Here is a 15,489-nt window from a genome sequence, read left to right on the forward strand (position 1 = left end):
CTTCGAGGTCGCCGCGGCGCTGGAACGCGAACGCCCCTGGCTGTGAACGGGGCCGCCCCGGCGCGGCGGACCGCGGCCGGGGCATGCTGTGGCGCTCGGTCAGGTGAGCTCGATGTAGTCCAGTTCGGCGTATCCGGTGCCGCCCGCGAAGTACGGCGAGCCCTTGGCCAGGCGGATCACGTTGTAGCCGGCCCTGAGCGTGACGGTGGTGCCGATCGTGGCGCCGAACTGGCCCCAGGCCGGAGTCGGCGGATAACTGACCGTGCTCCAGGCTCCGCCGTTGTACGCCAGCCCCTGCGTCGCGGTGGCGCCGGTGCCGTTGGCGTAGCCGATGGTCATCGTGTACGCGCGAGCGTCAGGCACGTTCACCACGAAGTCCACGTAGCTGTCGGTACGCGGCGTGCCCGAGTTGTCGATCCGGCCCACATAGCCGCCGCCCGACGCGCCGGCGGCGCTCAGCCGCTGGGCGCGGAACACCGAGGCGTTCTCGGCCTCATATCGCCGCTGGTAGGCGGGCACTCCGCTGACCGGTTCGACGATGAGCTGGTAGGCGCTGGTGGCGGCCATGTTCGGCACGGACACGCTGAGCTGGCCGCCGCTCACCGCGCGGGTGGTGGTGGAGATCGTGGTGGGTACGCTCACGGCGGTGAAGCGGCCGCTGGACGGGGTGGACAGCAGCGTGACGCGGACGCTGGAGCCCAGTGCGCCGATGCCGGTCAGGTTGACGGTGTTGGTGCCGGACTCGTTGCCGAACACCACGTTGACGATCTTGCGGGTGCCGTCATAGGAGGCGAAGCCGTCCAGGCCGGTCTGGTTGCCCGGTGTCGTCGCGACCATGCTGCCGGCCATGTCGCCGTACCACTTGTACAGCCACCAGGTGCCGGTGGGCTGGCTGTTGTTGACGACCAGGCCGTTCATGGTGCCGTACTCGTACCAGAAGGCCCGATGCGCGGACTCCACGCCGCCGCGCTCGAACTTGGCCACGTAGCTGGCGATCCGGCCGGGTACGTCCACCTCACTGGTGGCGGCGTACTCGTTGATGGAGACGCGGCGCGGGCTGATGCCCAGTGAGGCCTCCAGGTTCCGGTAGTCGGCGAGGTCGGCGGCGATCCGGTCGGGGTTCACCAGTTCGTGCCAGCAGATGATGTCGGGCAGCGTGCCGGTGTCCCTGGCCCGGGTCAGGAACGACTGCATCCAGGACCGGTTGTACGTGGCGGTGCTGGGGCCGACGACCGGCGTCAGCGTGTCGAGCGCGCGCACCGCGCGGTACGTACGCACCCAGCCGTCGTTGAAGGCGCCCGCGGCTGCGGTGTTCCAGGTCCAGTCGGGCTCGTTCCAGAGCTCCCAGCCGATCACGTTCGTGACCGCCGTGGCCGAGAGCCTGGCGTTGACCATGGTGTTCACCTTGGCCAGCCAGTCGTCCCAGCTCACCCACCGGTAGGGGAAGTCGGGGTAGATGTCGGGCATCCGGACGAACTCGCCCGCGCCTACCCGGGTGGCCTGCGGGGCCACCAGCAGCGAGTCGCCGCCGGGCGGCTGGCCGTTGGGACGCTGGCCCACGCCGGGCGCGGGCTGGGTCAGCGAGTTCACCTTGATCGGCAACAGGGTGGAGTCGGCCGGCCTGCTGTTCTCCGCGAGGCCGTACAGGCCGCCCGAGGCGACGTGGGTCACCGGCCGGAACGGCTGGGCGACGTTGACGGTCAGCGTCGCGCCCGCCGCCGCGGCCGGGGGCGTGAAGGTCGCCAGGGTCGCGGCCGCGGTGATCACGGCTAAGAGGGGTTTACGCACGTAGCTCTCCTTTGGTAGCGCTAACATTTGGCGCGGCCGGACAGTCGTGAAGGCCGCGGCCCGCGCTCAGCGGGCGGGCGGGGCTTTCGGGGGTGCGGTGCTTCCCCGTGACACCAGTTCGGGAGAGATGAAGCGCACGACGAACGGCTCGCTTCGGGCCGCCGCCGATTCCACCCGGCGTACGAGCTGACGCACCGCCATGGCGCCCAAACGGTCGGGCGCGCTCTCGATGAACGAATAGGGCAGGGAGAAGGTCGCGGCGAACTCGGCCGAGTAGCGCCCGATGACCGACAGGTCCTCGGGCACCCGGAGTCCCCGCTCGTAGGTGACGGAGGGCAGCGCGGCGGCTGCCGCCTCGTTGTTGATCAGCAGGCCCGTCGCCGACGGGTGCGCGTCGAGCAGGGCGTTGAGCAGGTGCCCCACGGCCGGCTGCCGGGACTCGCCGTACACCGCGTGCAGCGTGACCCCGAGTTGCCGCGCGCGTTCCAGCGCGGCGTCCCTCAGACGCCACACGTACGCGCCGCCGCGCTCGACGACGTGTTCCGGCTGCGAGATCAGGATGAGCTCGCGGTGGCCGAGCCGGTGGAGGTGATCCACCATGCCTCTTCCGGCCTCCTCGAAGTCGAGGTCGAACACGTCGAGTCCCGAGCAGTCGCCCGGCAGGCCGACCAGAGCGCCGGGCTGCGGCGCCGCACGCAGGATGGGCAGCCGCGAGTCCTCCTGCGCGATGTTCATCAGAACGACGCCGTCCACCATCCGGGAGTCGGTGACGCGCCGCAGAGCCCGCGCACCGTCCGCCTCGGTGACCAGCAGCGTGTCGTAGCCCAGGTCGCGGGCGGTGTCCGTGACGCCCAGGATGTACTGCATCATCGCGGGCGCGAACTCGTCCTCGTGAAACTGCGCCAGCAGACCGAGGACCTTGGTCTGGGATGTGGCCAGCGCGCGAGCGCCCGCGTTCGGCGTGTACGCGAGCGCCTCGGCCGCCGTCAGCACGCGCCGGCGGACCGCTTCCGAGATGGGGCGCTTGCCGGACAGCGCGTAGGACGCCGTGCTGCGACTCACCCCGGCCTCCCGGGCCACGTCTCCGATCGTCGCCATTTCCCACCTCCCTCTGTCGAACCGCTTCGACGATGACGGTGCGAACTCTCTGCATCGAGGACCGGATAGCCGGGCGAAGAGCGCCTTTTCCTGGGATATTTCCATGCATATGCCATCCCGCGACTCGGCAGCGTCACGGGAGCGTCCGCCTACGGTCTTCGCGATCAAGCGAACCGGTTCAACGATGTCGCTCGACTGTCACCCGCGAGGCGACACCCGTCAAGAGCGCGATATTGAATCGTGACATGCCGGAGCGCAGACCTCAGATCGTCCGGCAGAGGCGGGCCGCGTCCAGCATCGCGGCATGGACATTCCTGCTGGCCACCGCGTCCCCTATGCGGAACAACTTGAACGAACCGGCTTCGTTGCGCACGGTCGACTGGGGCTTGCGAGCCAGCAGCTCCGCCACGTCGACGGCCCCTAGGTTGGTCGACGCGTCAAGCAGCTCGTCGTACAGCTCCTGGACCGGATCGGTGCCCATCTCGGCCACGACGGCGTCGAAAGTGCGGCGCTCACGGAAGGCGAAGCCGTCCACGCCGAGCTCCACCTCCAAGCCCTCCGGGGTCTTGGTGACCCCATGCAGCCGTCGAAGGAGGGTGACCGCGACACCGTACTCCGCCAAGGAGCTGAAGTAACCGGCCGCCGTGAGGGAGCCGACGTCGGGTGAGAGCGTCCGCTCAGGCGTGACGAGCTCAACGGTGACAGCCTGCCGGGTGAGGGCCTCCACCGCGTCGAGAGCCTGGTTGCCGCCGTGGTCGTCGTAGACCAGCACGTGCCCTCGCAGCCGTCGCGTCCCGGCGAGTACGTCCCAGGTGTCATGGACCAGATCGGCCCCGGGAATGCGGGGTGCCGCCGGGGTGCCGCCGGTCGCGATGATCACGACGTCCCATGACTGCTCAAGCAGCGTCCGGGCGTCCACGTAGGTGTTCAACGAGATCGGGACGCCCAGGCGGGCGAGTTCGCCGGTTCTCCAGTCGATGATGCCGCGCAGGTCGCGACGGCGCGGGGCCATCGAGGCCAGCAGCAGTTGTCCGCCCACCTTGTCGGCGGCCTCGAACAGACGCACCTCGTGACCGCGCTGTGCGAGGACGAGGGACGCTTCCAGACCGGCGGGCCCGGCCCCGACCACCGCCACGCGCTTCGTCGTGCTCGCCCGGTCGACGCGCTGGGGCACCTCGAGCTCGCGGCCGGTGGACGGGTTGTGCATGCAGAACGCCGCGCCGGAGCCGTAGATGCCGTCGATGCACATGTTGGCGCCGACGCACGGGCGGATCTGGTCCGTACGACCGTCACGGACCTTGTTGGGCAGCTCGGGGTCGGCCATCAACGCCCTGGTCATGCCGACCAGGTCGAGCAGGCCCGCCTCGATCGCGTACCGCGCGGTGGCGACATCGCTGATCCGGGCGGCGTGCATGACCGGGACGGAGAGCTTCTGCTTGATCCGCCCGGCGAACTCCAGGTGCGGAGAGGCCGGCGTGGACATCGGCGGAATGGCGCGGGCCAGGTCGGCGTCGGTGCCGATCGATCCCTTGATCAGGCTGATGAAGTCGATCCCCGCCTCGATGATGTCCTCGGCCACGCGCAGCGCCTCGTCCGTCTCGAGGCCGCCCTCGCGCTCTTCGTCGAAGGTCATGCGCGCGCCGATGACGAACTCCGGTCCGACCGCTTCGCGGACGGCACGGATGACCTGCAGCGGGTAGCGCATCCGGTTGTCGTAGGAGCCGCCGTACTCGTCGTCGCGATGGTTCCAGAAAGGCGTCCAGAACGAGTCCAGGAAGTGCCCGTACGCCATGAGCTCGATGCCGTCGAGGCCCGCGGACCGGCAACGCTGCGCGACGTCGACGAAGTCCCGCAGCACTCGGTCGAGGTCCCATTGCTCGGCCGCCTTGGCGAACGCGCGGTGCGCGGGCTCGCGGACATTGCTCGCCGAGATCGCCGGGATCCAGTTGTCGGTGTAGTTGCTGGTGCGGTGACCGAGGTGGGTGAGCTGGGTCATCACGGCCACGCCCTGCTCGTGGACCTCGTCGGCGAGCCGGCGCAGCAGCGGCTCCGCCTCGTCCTTCCAGAGCTGCAGATTCCCGAACGCGGGCGCGCTGTCCCGGCTGACCAGAGCGCTGCCGCCGATCATGGTCAACCCGACGCCGCCACGGGCCTTCTCGACGTGGTAGGCGCGGTAGCGGTCCTTGGGCAGGCCGTCCTCGCTGTAGGCCGGCTCATGGGACGTGCTGACGATGCGGTTGCGCAGGGTCAGGTTCTTGAGGACGAACGGACTCATCAGGGGATCGTTGACGGTCATCCCGCACCTCCACGGATTCTCGGTCAGGCGGTAGAGGGGCGGACGGCGGGTTCGGTCCGGGGCGTCAGCGCGGCGGACTCGTGCAGGGCCAGACCGCGTGTCTCGGGTGCCCAGCGGGCGGAGACGACTGCGCCGATGAGGCTGATGGCGGCGGCCGCGAGCATGGTGCCACCGATGCCCCAGCCGGTCAGGGCCAGGGGGACGAGGTAGGTCCCGACGGCGGCGCCGATCCGGCTGGCGGAGGAGGCCAGCCCGACGGCGGAGCCGCGCACCTCGGTCGGGAACAGCTCGTTCGGATAGATCCATTGCAGGATCTGGGTGCCACCGATGATGACGGCGTACAGGGCGAACAGCGTCATGATCACGACTGAGGGGGCGTTGGGGAAGATGCCGAGCAGCAGCAGGGCCAGGCCCGACCAGATGAAGCTGTGGATGACCAAGGGGCGCCGGCCCATGCGGTTCACGCCGAACAGGGCGATCACGCAGCCGATGAGGAACATGACGGTGATCAGGGCTGATCCGATGTTGGCCAGCGAGCCTTCGAGGTTGAGGGCGCCGAGGATGGTCGGGCCGAAGGCGTAGATGGCGAAGAGCGGGACGATGGAGCAGGTCCAGAAGACGGAAATGTAGAGCATCCGGCCGCCGTAGCCGGAGCGCATGATCGCCTTGAGGTTGACGTTCTCGCGCTCCTCCGCCGGCAGGTCGGCGATCGTCACGTCGGGACCGAAAACCCGCTTGAGCACGGCCTCGGCCTCTTCGGTGCGGCCCTTGTTCGCCAGCCAGCGCGGGGACTCGGGCGTACCCAGGCGCAGCAGCACGATGATCGCGGCGGGCAGCGCGGCGCTGGCGAGCATCCACCGCCACCCGTCGTCACCGACCGTCAGCAGCACCTCGCCGACGACGTACGCCACCGCGGCGCCCACGAACCACATGACGACCAGGCCGCCCAGCAGCGGTCCCCGGTAGCGGCGCGGCGTGAACTCGGCCAGCAGCGACGTGGCGATGGGGTAGTCCGCGCCGACCGCCATGCCGATCAGCAGGCGCAGGACGAACAGCCACATCGGATCGGTGGCCCAGAACTGCGCGGCGGAGCAGGCGATGATGGCGATCAGATCGATGGTGTACAGGACCTGCCGGCCGAACCTGTCGGTCAGGTAGCCGCCCGCGAACGCACCGAGGAAGATCCCGATGAGCGCGGACGCGCCGATGAGGCCCTGGACGGAGTCGGACAGGTTCTGCTGCGGCGTGATCTGCACCATGGCGACGCCGATGATGCTCAGGACGTAGCCGTCGAGGAACGGGCCCCCGGAGGAGTAGAGGGCCAGCTTCTTGTGGAAGCGCGACAGAGGCGCGTCATCCAGTCTGTTTCCTGCGTTCGCGGTCATCAGAGCCTCCGGGAGCGGTTCCCGGACTTCCCCCGTCAAGGGTAGGTCCGGTCCAGGTCGGGGTTGATTTCTTGTCGTCGGTGCCGGTCGCCCAGGCCTTCTGGGCTCGCAGTGATCGAGGCGAACTCGCGGTTTCCTAGAGGCGCCGGCAGCGTGGCCGCCCGATGGCTTCGAAGTATGTGACGGCCGGGGGCGGCCAACAATGCCCGCCCTGTCTCGCCGGTCGCCGGGCTACGTCTGAATCAGAAGTTCGGCTACGGTTGCTGACATGGCTGGCCGTCCGCGCGACGCCGTGATCCTCACCGAGGACGAACGGGCCACACTGCTGATGTGGACCCGCAGCCGCACCTGCTCACAGGCCCGGGCCCTGCGTGCGCGGATCGTGCTGGCGTGCGAGGACGAGCCCACCAATACCGCCGTGGCCCAGCGCCTCGGCATCTCCCGCGACATGGTCGGCAAGTGGCGTGCCCGCTTCCTCGCCGAACGGCTGGACGGCCTGGACGAGCAGCCACGGCCCGGGCGGCCGCCCACGGCCGACGACGACACCGTGGCGCACGTCCTGGTCCGCACCCTGACCCCGCCACCTCCTGGCGCTCGGAATGCCTGGTCGACCCGTTCCATGGCGGCTGAGACCGGCCTGAGCCAGAGCACGGTGAACCGGATCTGGCGGACCTACCGCGTCCAACCGGGCGCGCGCACCCCGGTGGGGCCGCGCCGGGCGTGGTCCCTGCCGGAACACGCCGACGAGGTGGTCGGCCTGTTCATCGCCCCACCGGTGTGCGTGCTCGCCGTGACGGCCCTGGCGGGCGTACGCACCTCCGCGGCGATGGCCACGGGCCGGCTGTTCGGCCAGGACCGGGAGGCGCCCCACGTATTGGCCGTGGCCTGCGCCTTCGCGGCGCTGCGGGGCGAGCGGCACACGGAGGACGTCCTCTCCGACCTGCGGGCGTTCCTGGAGCAGGTGGGGTCGGCGGCGGGTGCCGGGGCGAACGTGCACGTGCTGACGTACGGCGTACCGGCGGAGGCATGCGACGCCCCCTCGACGCGACCGGACCCGGGCGTGCGCCCGCGTTTGCGCTGGCATCGCGCACCCAGCCCAGTGGCGTGGACCGACGAGACGCGGCGCCTTCTCGCCCCCGACGCTCAGCTCCCTCACGGGGCCGCACCCGACCAACCCCGCCTCCGCGACGCGCTGCTGACCTGGTCCACCACATGGACACCCGCCGCGGCCCCCTTCGCCAGGATCGCCGTTCCGCGCCCGCCGTACGACATCCCGGCCATCTGCGGCCCTGACAACGACTCGAATGCCCGAGCCATACGCGCACTCGGCCACCCAGCCCTCCCCACCGTGTCTCAGATCACATCTCCCGGAGCCCCCATCACCACCGACCCCGTGGTGGGCCTGCTGCGCGAATCCGTCCTCGCCGGTCACTACCGGTCCGGCGACCGCGTCCGGGAGACGCCGCTCGCCGTCCGCCTCGGCCTCTCCCGCCGGGTCATCCGCGCGGGGCTGCGGGCACTGGCCGAGGAGGGCATGCTCGACCTGCTCCCGGGCGGCGCGACCGCCGTCCCCGCCGTCACGGCGAAGGACGTCCTCGACCTGTACGCCCTGCGCGCCAGCCTCGGCGCGCTGCTCATCCGCCGCGTCGCCATGCTCGGCCGCGAGCACCTCGCGCCGGCCTCGGCGGCCCTGGCCGAGGTACGCGCTGCCGCCCGGGACAGCGACAACGCCCGCATCCGGGAAACCGACCTGCGCTTCCAGGACGCCCTCGCCCGCACCGCCGACCTCCCCCAGGCCGCCCGCACCTTCGAACGCCTCACGGCCCGCCTGCGCATGTTCGTCACGGTTCTGGACATGGACTACCGCCAGGCCTGCGACACCATCGCCAACGAGGACACCGCCGTCTTCGACGCGCTGCGCGACGCCGACGGAAACGAGGCGGCCCGCCTGTACCGGGTCAAGATCGAACGCTGTGTCCGCTACATGATCGCCCAACTCCCCGAGCACGACGCCGCCCCGCACCTGTGGACCACCCTGGCGGGCCGGCCTCGCCTCCGCCAGGAGAATCCGGTGAGCGCCGCGCACCCCGCGTGACTCGCCCAGCCCTCTCACCGTCACTAAGGTGGCGCGTGTGAGTGCGAAGTCCGTGCGCGCGATGGCCGCCGATGAGGCTGACGCGAAGGTCGACCGGCAGGCGCGGATTCTGGCGGCGGTGCTCCGGCTCCTGTCCGTGCAGGGCATCTCCGGGGTCAGCATGCGGGCCGTCGCGCGCGAGGCCGGGGTCTCGCTGGGGCTGGTCAACTACTACTTCGAGGACAAGACCAGCCTGATCCGCGCGGCCCTGCACCGCATCGAGGAGCAGGACATCGCGATCGTCGAGCCGGACCTCGCCATGGGTCCGGAGGAGCGGCTGCGCGCCTCGCTCAGGCGGGTGGCCGACCCGGAGTTCCTGACGACGCAGTATCTGTCCCTGCGACTCCAGCTCTGGGCACTGGCCCAGGCCCATGAGGACTTCGAGCGCATCAACACGGTGGCCCAGGAACGCTACCGCGCCGGGCTCGCCGCCCTGATCAGCGCGGCCCGCCCCGGGCTGTCGAGCGAGGAGTGCGGTGAGCGGGCCGCCGACATCGACGTCGTCCAGAACGGCTTGTGGCTCACCGCCCTGCTGGGGCTCGACCACGCCTCGATCAGCAGAAGCGTCGCCCGCTGCGAGGAGATCGCGCTCGCCGACTGACCGGTCGATTTTGAACGAACGTCCAGACAAGTATTGAACGATCGTTCAAGTTTTCGTACGCTCCCGTCATGGCACCAGTCACAGCGGCCGACGTACGCCGCGTCGGCACCGGGTTCCACGAGGACCCCGAACGATCGATGTCGCTGCGGTCGGAGGCCTACACCGACTCACAGTGGCTCGAGACCGACATCCGGGCGATCTTCGCCCGCACCTGGCAGTGGATCTGCCACGTGGAAAAACTCCGATCTCCGGGCAGCTACGTGTCGGCCACCGTGGCCGGCCTGCCGATCGCGATCGTCCGCGATCGCCGCGGAGCGCTGCGCGCGTTCTACAACGTCTGCAAACACCGCGCCCATGAGCTGCTGTCGGGCTCCGGCACCACACACAACATCGTCTGCCCGTACCACGCGTGGACCTACGATCTCGACGGGCGGCTGAAGGCGGCCCGCCGCGCCGACAGGATGGAGACCTTCGACAAGAGCGAGATTTGTCTGGACCAGGTGGCGGTGGAGGAGTTCGGCGGGTTCGTCTACGCGAACCTGAACCCGGGCGCCGCCCCTCTGGGCGAGCAGGCCGGCGACCTGGCTGCCGAGATCGCCAGATGGGCCCCCGACGTGGCCCGGCTGACCCACGCCAAGCGGCTGACCTACGACGTCGCCACCAACTGGAAGAACGTCATCGACAACTTCCTGGAGTGCTACCACTGCCACATCGCCCACAAGGAGTTCGTCGACCTCGTCGACATGGACACCTACGAGGTCAAGACCCACGGCATCTGGTCGAGCCACTTCGCCGAGGCCGGCAACCACGAGAACGCGGCGTACGACGTCTCGGGCGCGTCGGTCAAGCAGCACGCGGTGTGGTGGCTGTGGCCCAACACCTGTCTGCTGCGCTACCCCGGTCGCGGAAACTTCATGGTCTTCCAGGTCATTCCGGCCGGTGTCGACCGAACCCTGGAGACCTGGGACTTCTACTTCGAGACGGCCGAACTCGAGGACACCGAGACGCAGTCGGTGCGCTACATCGACGAGGTGTTGCAGCGACAGGACATCGCGCTGGTGGAGAGCGTCCAGCGCGGCATGCGCACCCCGGCCTTCGACCAGGGCCGCATCGTCTGCGACCCGTCCGGTTCGGGGCTGTCCGAGCACGGCGTGCACCACTTCCACGGCCTCGTCCTGAACGCCTACCGGTCGTGGGTGGAAGAAACCGGCCTCGGACACAATTTGCTACATGATCGCCTGAGCTGAGCTCTGACGATCACTGTTTTCTGGGCCCGGGGTCGTAGGTCATACGTAGGCTGAGCCGCTCATACGCATCAGCCTTGTCCTGCGGATCGGCGCTGTGGAGCAGGATCGGAGTCGTGGGGGACCCGAACGCGTGCCACCAGATCGGTCTTGGCGATATCGATCGCGCACACCCGCTGGACGACTTTCAGCGGGCCCTCGCTACGCCCGTCACTCATCGGCACTCCTGCCATCCAGTTGTGCAGTCGGACGGCCACCCGGTGGTAACCATCCTCGATTCTCACGCCCGGCACGGGCGTCGCGGAAGGAACAGACGCCGCAGCATGTCGGTCAGGCCGCCTGACCCTGCCCTGGAAGGGGCGGCATCATGCGGGCCAGGGACAAAATGGGACTCATCAGGGTCAGCCCGCTCACAGTGACGGTGGGCACACCTGCTGCTTTTGCTGGCTTCGGGCTCGTCGGTCAGGTGCCCGTAACGGTGGGGTGAGCGGACTCGTCGACGTGGAGGGTGAAGACATCGGGGCGAGCGTAGTGGCCGGTGGGGTCGAAGTCGAAGCGGGCGCGGATGACATCGTCGAGGTCGAGTTCGGCGGTCAGGATGCCCTCGCCGTCGCGCAGCGGGCCGGCGATGACCTCGCCGAGCGGGGAGACGATGACGGAGCCACCGCCGATGAGGACGGTGTCGGGCGCGTCACCCTGGACGGGGTGGAGGTCGGCGGGCAGGGCGTCGCGGCGCAGGTACTGGTTGGCGCTGAGGACAAAGCAGCGGCCCTCCAAGGCGATGTGCCGCATCGTGGCCTGCCAGGCATCGCGGTCGTCCACGGTCGGTACACACCACAGGTCGACGCCTTTGGCGTACATGGCCGTACGAAACAACGGCATGTAGTTCTCCCAGCAGATGGCCGCGCCGAGGCGAGCCGTGCCCATGTCGATGACCGGGAGGGTGGAGCCGTCGCCGCAGCCCCACAGGTAGCGTTCGGCGGCGGTCGGCATGAGCTTGCGGTGCAGCCCCAGGTAGCCGTCAGGGCCGAAGTATAGGGCGACGCAGTAGAGGGTGCCGCCCTGTCGTTCGACGGCGCCGACGACGGCGTGGCAGCCAAGTTCCCGAGCGAGTGCGGCCAGGGCATCGATCTCGGGGCCGGGGACATCGATGGCGGCCGCGTGGTAGCGGCGGAAGAGTTCGCGGCCGGCCGGGGTGCGGCTGCCGACGGTGATGTCGAAGTCCAAGCCCTTGGGGTAGCCGCCGAGGAACGCCTCGGGGAGGACGACGACCTGCGCGCCGCGATCAGCGACGGCCTCGCGGATGAGTTCCTCAGCGCGGGCCAGGGCGGCCTGCGGGGCGAACAATGGAGCGGCCGCTTGGACGACAGCGGCGGTCACAGTACGGCGGGAACCGCGGGCCGCGGTGGCTGCAGGCTGCTGAGAGGTCATGGCACCGAGACTAGAAATTCCTAGTCCCATCGAGCAAACTAATGTCTACAATGATCAACATCTATGACACCGAATTCAGGAAGGCTGACCTGAATCTGCTGGTGGTCTTCGGCGCCCTGATGCGCGAGGGCAGCGTCACCCGGGCTGCCGCCGCCCTATGCCTGAGTCAGGGCACGGTCAGTGCGGCTCTCGGCCGCTTGCGCAGGCTCTTCGACGATGAGCTGTTCACCCGTACCCGCACCGGTATCGAGCCCACCCGACGCGCGTTCGAACTGGCCCGCCAGGTGGAACCAGCCCTCGCGCTGATCTGGAGCGCGGTCACTGGCCGCGACCGCTTCGACCCGGCCACCGCCAGGCGCGTGTTCACCCTGGGGATGTCCGACGATCTGGAGGCCGCCCTGCTGCCCCGGCTGCTGGCCGCCACGGCCGGGCTGCCCGGCATCCGGATCGCCGTCCGGCAGGCCAACCGCAACACTGTCGCCGACATGCTTGACCACGGTGAGATCGACCTCGGCGTCGCCGCCGCGCCCGCACACGGCCCCAATCACCGCAGCGAGGACCTTTTCAACTCCGGCTACAGTTGTCTGTTCAACCCCCGTCTGCTGCCCCTGCCGATCCCGCTGAGACTGGACGACTATCTCGCCCACCCCCACCTGCTGATCTCCTACGACGGCCGTCGAGGCATCGTCGACGACCTGCTGGAGGAGCGTGGACTGACCCGCCGGGTGATCGCCTCCACCACCCACTTCTCAGGCGCCGCACTGCACCTCACGACCTTGCCCGCCCTGGCCACCCTCCCCACTCACGCGGCCGCCCTCTACGCCGACAGCCTGGACTTGACGATCACCGAACCGCCCCTGCCCACGCCCTCGTACACCGTCAGCCAGATCTGGCATGCCGCCGCAACAGAGGACCCCGCCCACAATTGGCTCCGCCATCTCGTCCGCGAACACCAGAGACCCTCATCTCCTCCGCAAAAATAGCGGCGCTCTCAGGCACCGTGCCCGCCTCAAGACATGTAAGGCATCCGACCGGGGGCTCAAGGCCGAGCCGGCCAAGGCCGCCACCTACAGGCTCGGCGTATCTGCTCGCAGGCAGGTCGCCCACTCATCGCTGACGACAGCGATCGACTCTGGGTGAACGTTTACCTCCGAGCACACCGCCCGTACACATGTCCTCGATCTGCCATCGGGGAAGATGGTGTCCGAAGGCTTGGACGCGTAACCGGGTCCGTCACCATCGATGGTGACGGTGGCGTGTTGCGGGCGTTGAAGGTGAGCGTGTCCTTCGACGACGGCCACACTTGGCGGTCGCTGACAGTACGGCCGTGGGCCGAAGGCTTGAAGACCTCGATCACCGACCGGCGCAGGCTCCAGCCGCGGCCAGAGACCATCGCGCGGGATGTGAACAGCTTCATTCGCGGCTGGGCCGGGTACTTCAGATACGGGCACTCGACTCAGTCTCTCAGCAAGGTCAGGCGGCTATATGCGTCACCGCAGCGGGGGGACTTTCGACGACATGCGCCGAGCCGGGCTGGAACTGAGCACCTTCCTGGAACTCCGCGCTCCCGACGGTGGCCATGACCCGCGGGAGCTGACGGCCGACCACATGCACCTCTTCGTCGCCGACCAGCGGCAACGCGAGAGAAACAGCCTCGTTTCGCTGGCGGCCAGAGGCGTCCACGGCAAGCCGTCAATCGTGACCGCCAACACGCGGCAGCGCGTCTTCCACCGCACCCGACGGCTCCTGCGCGGGGCGCTGGAGTCGGGCGAGGCCGAACGGCTCGGCCTGGCCCGGTCCTTCATCGCCGCCATGCCCGCCCCAGGGCAGATGATCCGCCGCTCTCGGCCGCCGTTCGCCGACGAGGTAGCCCAGGCGCTCGCTGACGAGACCAACCTGGCCGCCGAACGGGCGCTCCAACGCGCACTACGCGGCATGAGCGGAGGTCGTCCGGCGGTCCCACCGAAGCGTGGTCCCTCTCGACAAGTTATGTGACACCTACGGCTTGGCCGACGAGGTGATCGGCGATCCGGCCAGGGCTGCGGAGTCCGGCACCCCCGCGTAGTCGGGCAGCTCGACGCCGTTAATCGCGCGCCCGACCAGCTCGGCGAACCATTCACCGACGAAATCGGGGCGCGGCTCGGCGTCTGGCCCGGAGACGTCGCGACTGCGGGCGTTCAACCGGCCGATCTCCTGGTTGGCCTCGACGAACGAGCGCATCCGCGCCTCGTAGCGGGCGAACCCGGCGTCGGGGTCCCATCCGGCGGCGGCCAGCTCTCCGGCCAGCAGGTAGGCGCCGACCAGCGCCAGCCCGGTGCCCTGCCCCGACATCGGCGAGGAGCTGAACGCCGCGTCCCCGAGCAGCCCCACCCGTCCACTCGACCAGCGGTCCATCACCACCTGGGCGACCTGGTCGAGGTAGAAGTCCGGGGTGTCGTCCAAGTGCGCGAGGATGTCCGGGGCCAACCAGCCCAGGCCCGCCATCCGCTCACGCAGCAGGACCTTCTGAGCCGCGACGTCACGGTAGTCGACGTCGAAGTCGGCCGAGCCGAAGTAGAACATGGCCATCGCCCGGGCGGCGTCCTGGATGGGCCGCAGAAGGGCAGAGCGCCCGGACTCCTGGTCCTGGTGCTCGAGCAACCAGCGGTCCAGCCCGAACTCGTTGGGCACACTGTAGAAGGCGAGCACGTGCCCGAGGTGGCGGAGGAACCGCTCATGCGGCCCGAAGACCATCGCTCGCAGCTCCGAGTGCACTCCGTCGGCCCCGACCACCAGGTCGAAACGCCGCCGGTTACCGCCCGCGAAGACCACGTCGACCCCGTCCGCGTCCTGGGCGAGCTCCGCGATTCGGTCGCCGAAGACGTACTCGACGCCGTCGCGGGTGTCGTCGTAGAGCACCTGGGACAGGTCCCCGCGCAGGATCTCGATGTCCGCGATGAACCCGTCGCCACCGTCGTCGTCGGCACGGAAGGTCTCCAGCACTTGCCCGTCCGCGTCCACAGTGTGCGCGCCGGCGGTATCGGTGCACGCCGCGCGCACCGCCGCGTCCAGCCCCATGCGCCCGATGACCTCCTTGGCGACCCCGCGCGCGTCCACCGCCTGCCCGCCGGGACGCAGCTCAGGAGCCCGCTCCACCACGGTCACCTCGGCCCCCCGCCGGCGCAGCCAGTGGGCCAGCGCGGGTCCCGCGATGCTCGCCCCCGCCACCAACACCCTGGGACCGCTCACCCGCGTCCCCTGCTCGCCAGTCCGGATGGTGTGCTCCTGCTTGGAGTCGTCGACGCTCATCACTGCCTCCATGTGCTTCCTCCCGCGCTGGACGTTCCCAGCACAGGCCCACCACTGTCGGTGCGTCCAGCCATATCGACCACGGATCCGCACAAAACTCATCGGCACGCCCGAAATCGCGTCCACGCTCCCGTAAACACCCTGAACTCGGCATGTGCGTGCGACGGGCATGGTGCTGAAAGAACCAGGGAGAACGGACAACTGGCGACGCGTCACTCAACCTT

The 15,489-nt window shown here is 69.3% G+C and carries 12 protein-coding genes; 6 read left to right on the forward strand and 6 right to left on the reverse strand.

The annotated features are described in order from the left end of the window. Nucleotides 1–99: 99 nt before the first annotated feature. From ACQP2T_RS34830 to ACQP2T_RS34845, 4 genes are all read right to left on the reverse strand, one after another. On the reverse strand, nt 100–1,788 hold the full coding sequence (locus tag ACQP2T_RS34830; protein WP_433509130.1) for a CBM35 domain-containing protein: 1,689 nt from the start codon (nt 1,786–1,788) through the stop codon (nt 100–102). Nucleotides 1,789–1,854: 66 nt separating this feature from the next. Next, nucleotides 1,855–2,886 carry a LacI family DNA-binding transcriptional regulator gene (locus tag ACQP2T_RS34835; protein ID WP_433509131.1) on the reverse strand — a complete coding sequence of 344 codons (1,032 nt, stop codon included), beginning with the start codon at nt 2,884–2,886 and terminating at the stop codon, nt 1,855–1,857. A 262-nt stretch (nt 2,887–3,148) separates the two neighbouring features. Next, entirely contained in the window at nt 3,149–5,161 is a 2,013-nt protein-coding gene (locus tag ACQP2T_RS34840; protein ID WP_433509132.1) for an FAD-dependent oxidoreductase, read from the reverse strand. 44 nt (nt 5,162–5,205) lie between these two features. After that, nucleotides 5,206–6,567, reverse strand: a complete 1,362-nt coding sequence (locus ACQP2T_RS34845; protein ID WP_433509133.1) for an MFS transporter — start codon at nt 6,565–6,567, stop codon at nt 5,206–5,208. Between the two features lie 268 nt (nt 6,568–6,835). On the opposite strand from ACQP2T_RS34845, the gene ACQP2T_RS34850 reads away from it, so the two are divergent. The 3 genes from ACQP2T_RS34850 to ACQP2T_RS34860 all read left to right on the forward strand — a co-directional run bounded on the left by ACQP2T_RS34850 (nt 6,836) and on the right by ACQP2T_RS34860 (nt 10,549). Next, nucleotides 6,836–8,662 (forward strand): helix-turn-helix domain-containing protein, encoded by a 1,827-nt coding sequence (locus tag ACQP2T_RS34850; RefSeq protein WP_433509134.1) that lies wholly within the window; start codon nt 6,836–6,838, stop codon nt 8,660–8,662. 37 nt (nt 8,663–8,699) lie between these two features. Then, complete coding sequence (locus tag ACQP2T_RS34855; protein ID WP_433509135.1) at nt 8,700–9,302, forward strand: TetR/AcrR family transcriptional regulator; 603 nt, start codon at nt 8,700–8,702, stop codon at nt 9,300–9,302. Nucleotides 9,303–9,370: 68 nt separating this feature from the next. Continuing rightward, complete coding sequence (locus tag ACQP2T_RS34860; RefSeq protein ID WP_433509136.1) at nt 9,371–10,549, forward strand: aromatic ring-hydroxylating oxygenase subunit alpha; 1,179 nt, start codon at nt 9,371–9,373, stop codon at nt 10,547–10,549. Between the two features lie 459 nt (nt 10,550–11,008). Here ACQP2T_RS34860 and ACQP2T_RS34865 read toward each other — a convergent pair whose 3' ends face one another. After that, a complete protein-coding gene (locus ACQP2T_RS34865) occupies nt 11,009–11,977 on the reverse strand; it encodes a nitrilase-related carbon-nitrogen hydrolase (RefSeq protein WP_433509137.1) in 969 nt (322 codons plus the stop codon). Between the two features lie 50 nt (nt 11,978–12,027). Between ACQP2T_RS34865 and ACQP2T_RS34870 the strand changes: the two genes are divergently transcribed. From ACQP2T_RS34870 to ACQP2T_RS34880, 3 genes are all read left to right on the forward strand, one after another. Beyond that, complete coding sequence (locus tag ACQP2T_RS34870; RefSeq protein WP_433509138.1) at nt 12,028–12,960, forward strand: LysR family transcriptional regulator; 933 nt, start codon at nt 12,028–12,030, stop codon at nt 12,958–12,960. A gap of 297 nt (nt 12,961–13,257) precedes the next feature. After that, on the forward strand, nt 13,258–13,560 hold the full coding sequence (locus ACQP2T_RS34875; RefSeq protein ID WP_433509139.1) for a group II intron maturase-specific domain-containing protein: 303 nt from the start codon (nt 13,258–13,260) through the stop codon (nt 13,558–13,560). Next, a complete protein-coding gene (locus ACQP2T_RS34880) occupies nt 13,463–13,972 on the forward strand; it encodes a hypothetical protein (RefSeq protein ID WP_433520010.1) in 510 nt (169 codons plus the stop codon). The genes ACQP2T_RS34875 and ACQP2T_RS34880 overlap by 98 nt, the downstream gene beginning before the upstream one ends. Nucleotides 13,973–13,975: 3 nt before the next feature. Here ACQP2T_RS34880 and ACQP2T_RS34885 read toward each other — a convergent pair whose 3' ends face one another. Then, a complete protein-coding gene (locus tag ACQP2T_RS34885; RefSeq protein WP_433509140.1) occupies nt 13,976–15,265 on the reverse strand; it encodes an FAD-dependent monooxygenase in 1,290 nt (429 codons plus the stop codon). Between the last annotated feature and the right edge of the window lie 224 nt (nt 15,266–15,489).

Origin of the sequence: Nonomuraea sp. CA-143628 (genome assembly GCF_050942315.1) — a bacterium.
GTDB lineage: Bacteria > Actinomycetota > Actinomycetes > Streptosporangiales > Streptosporangiaceae > Nonomuraea.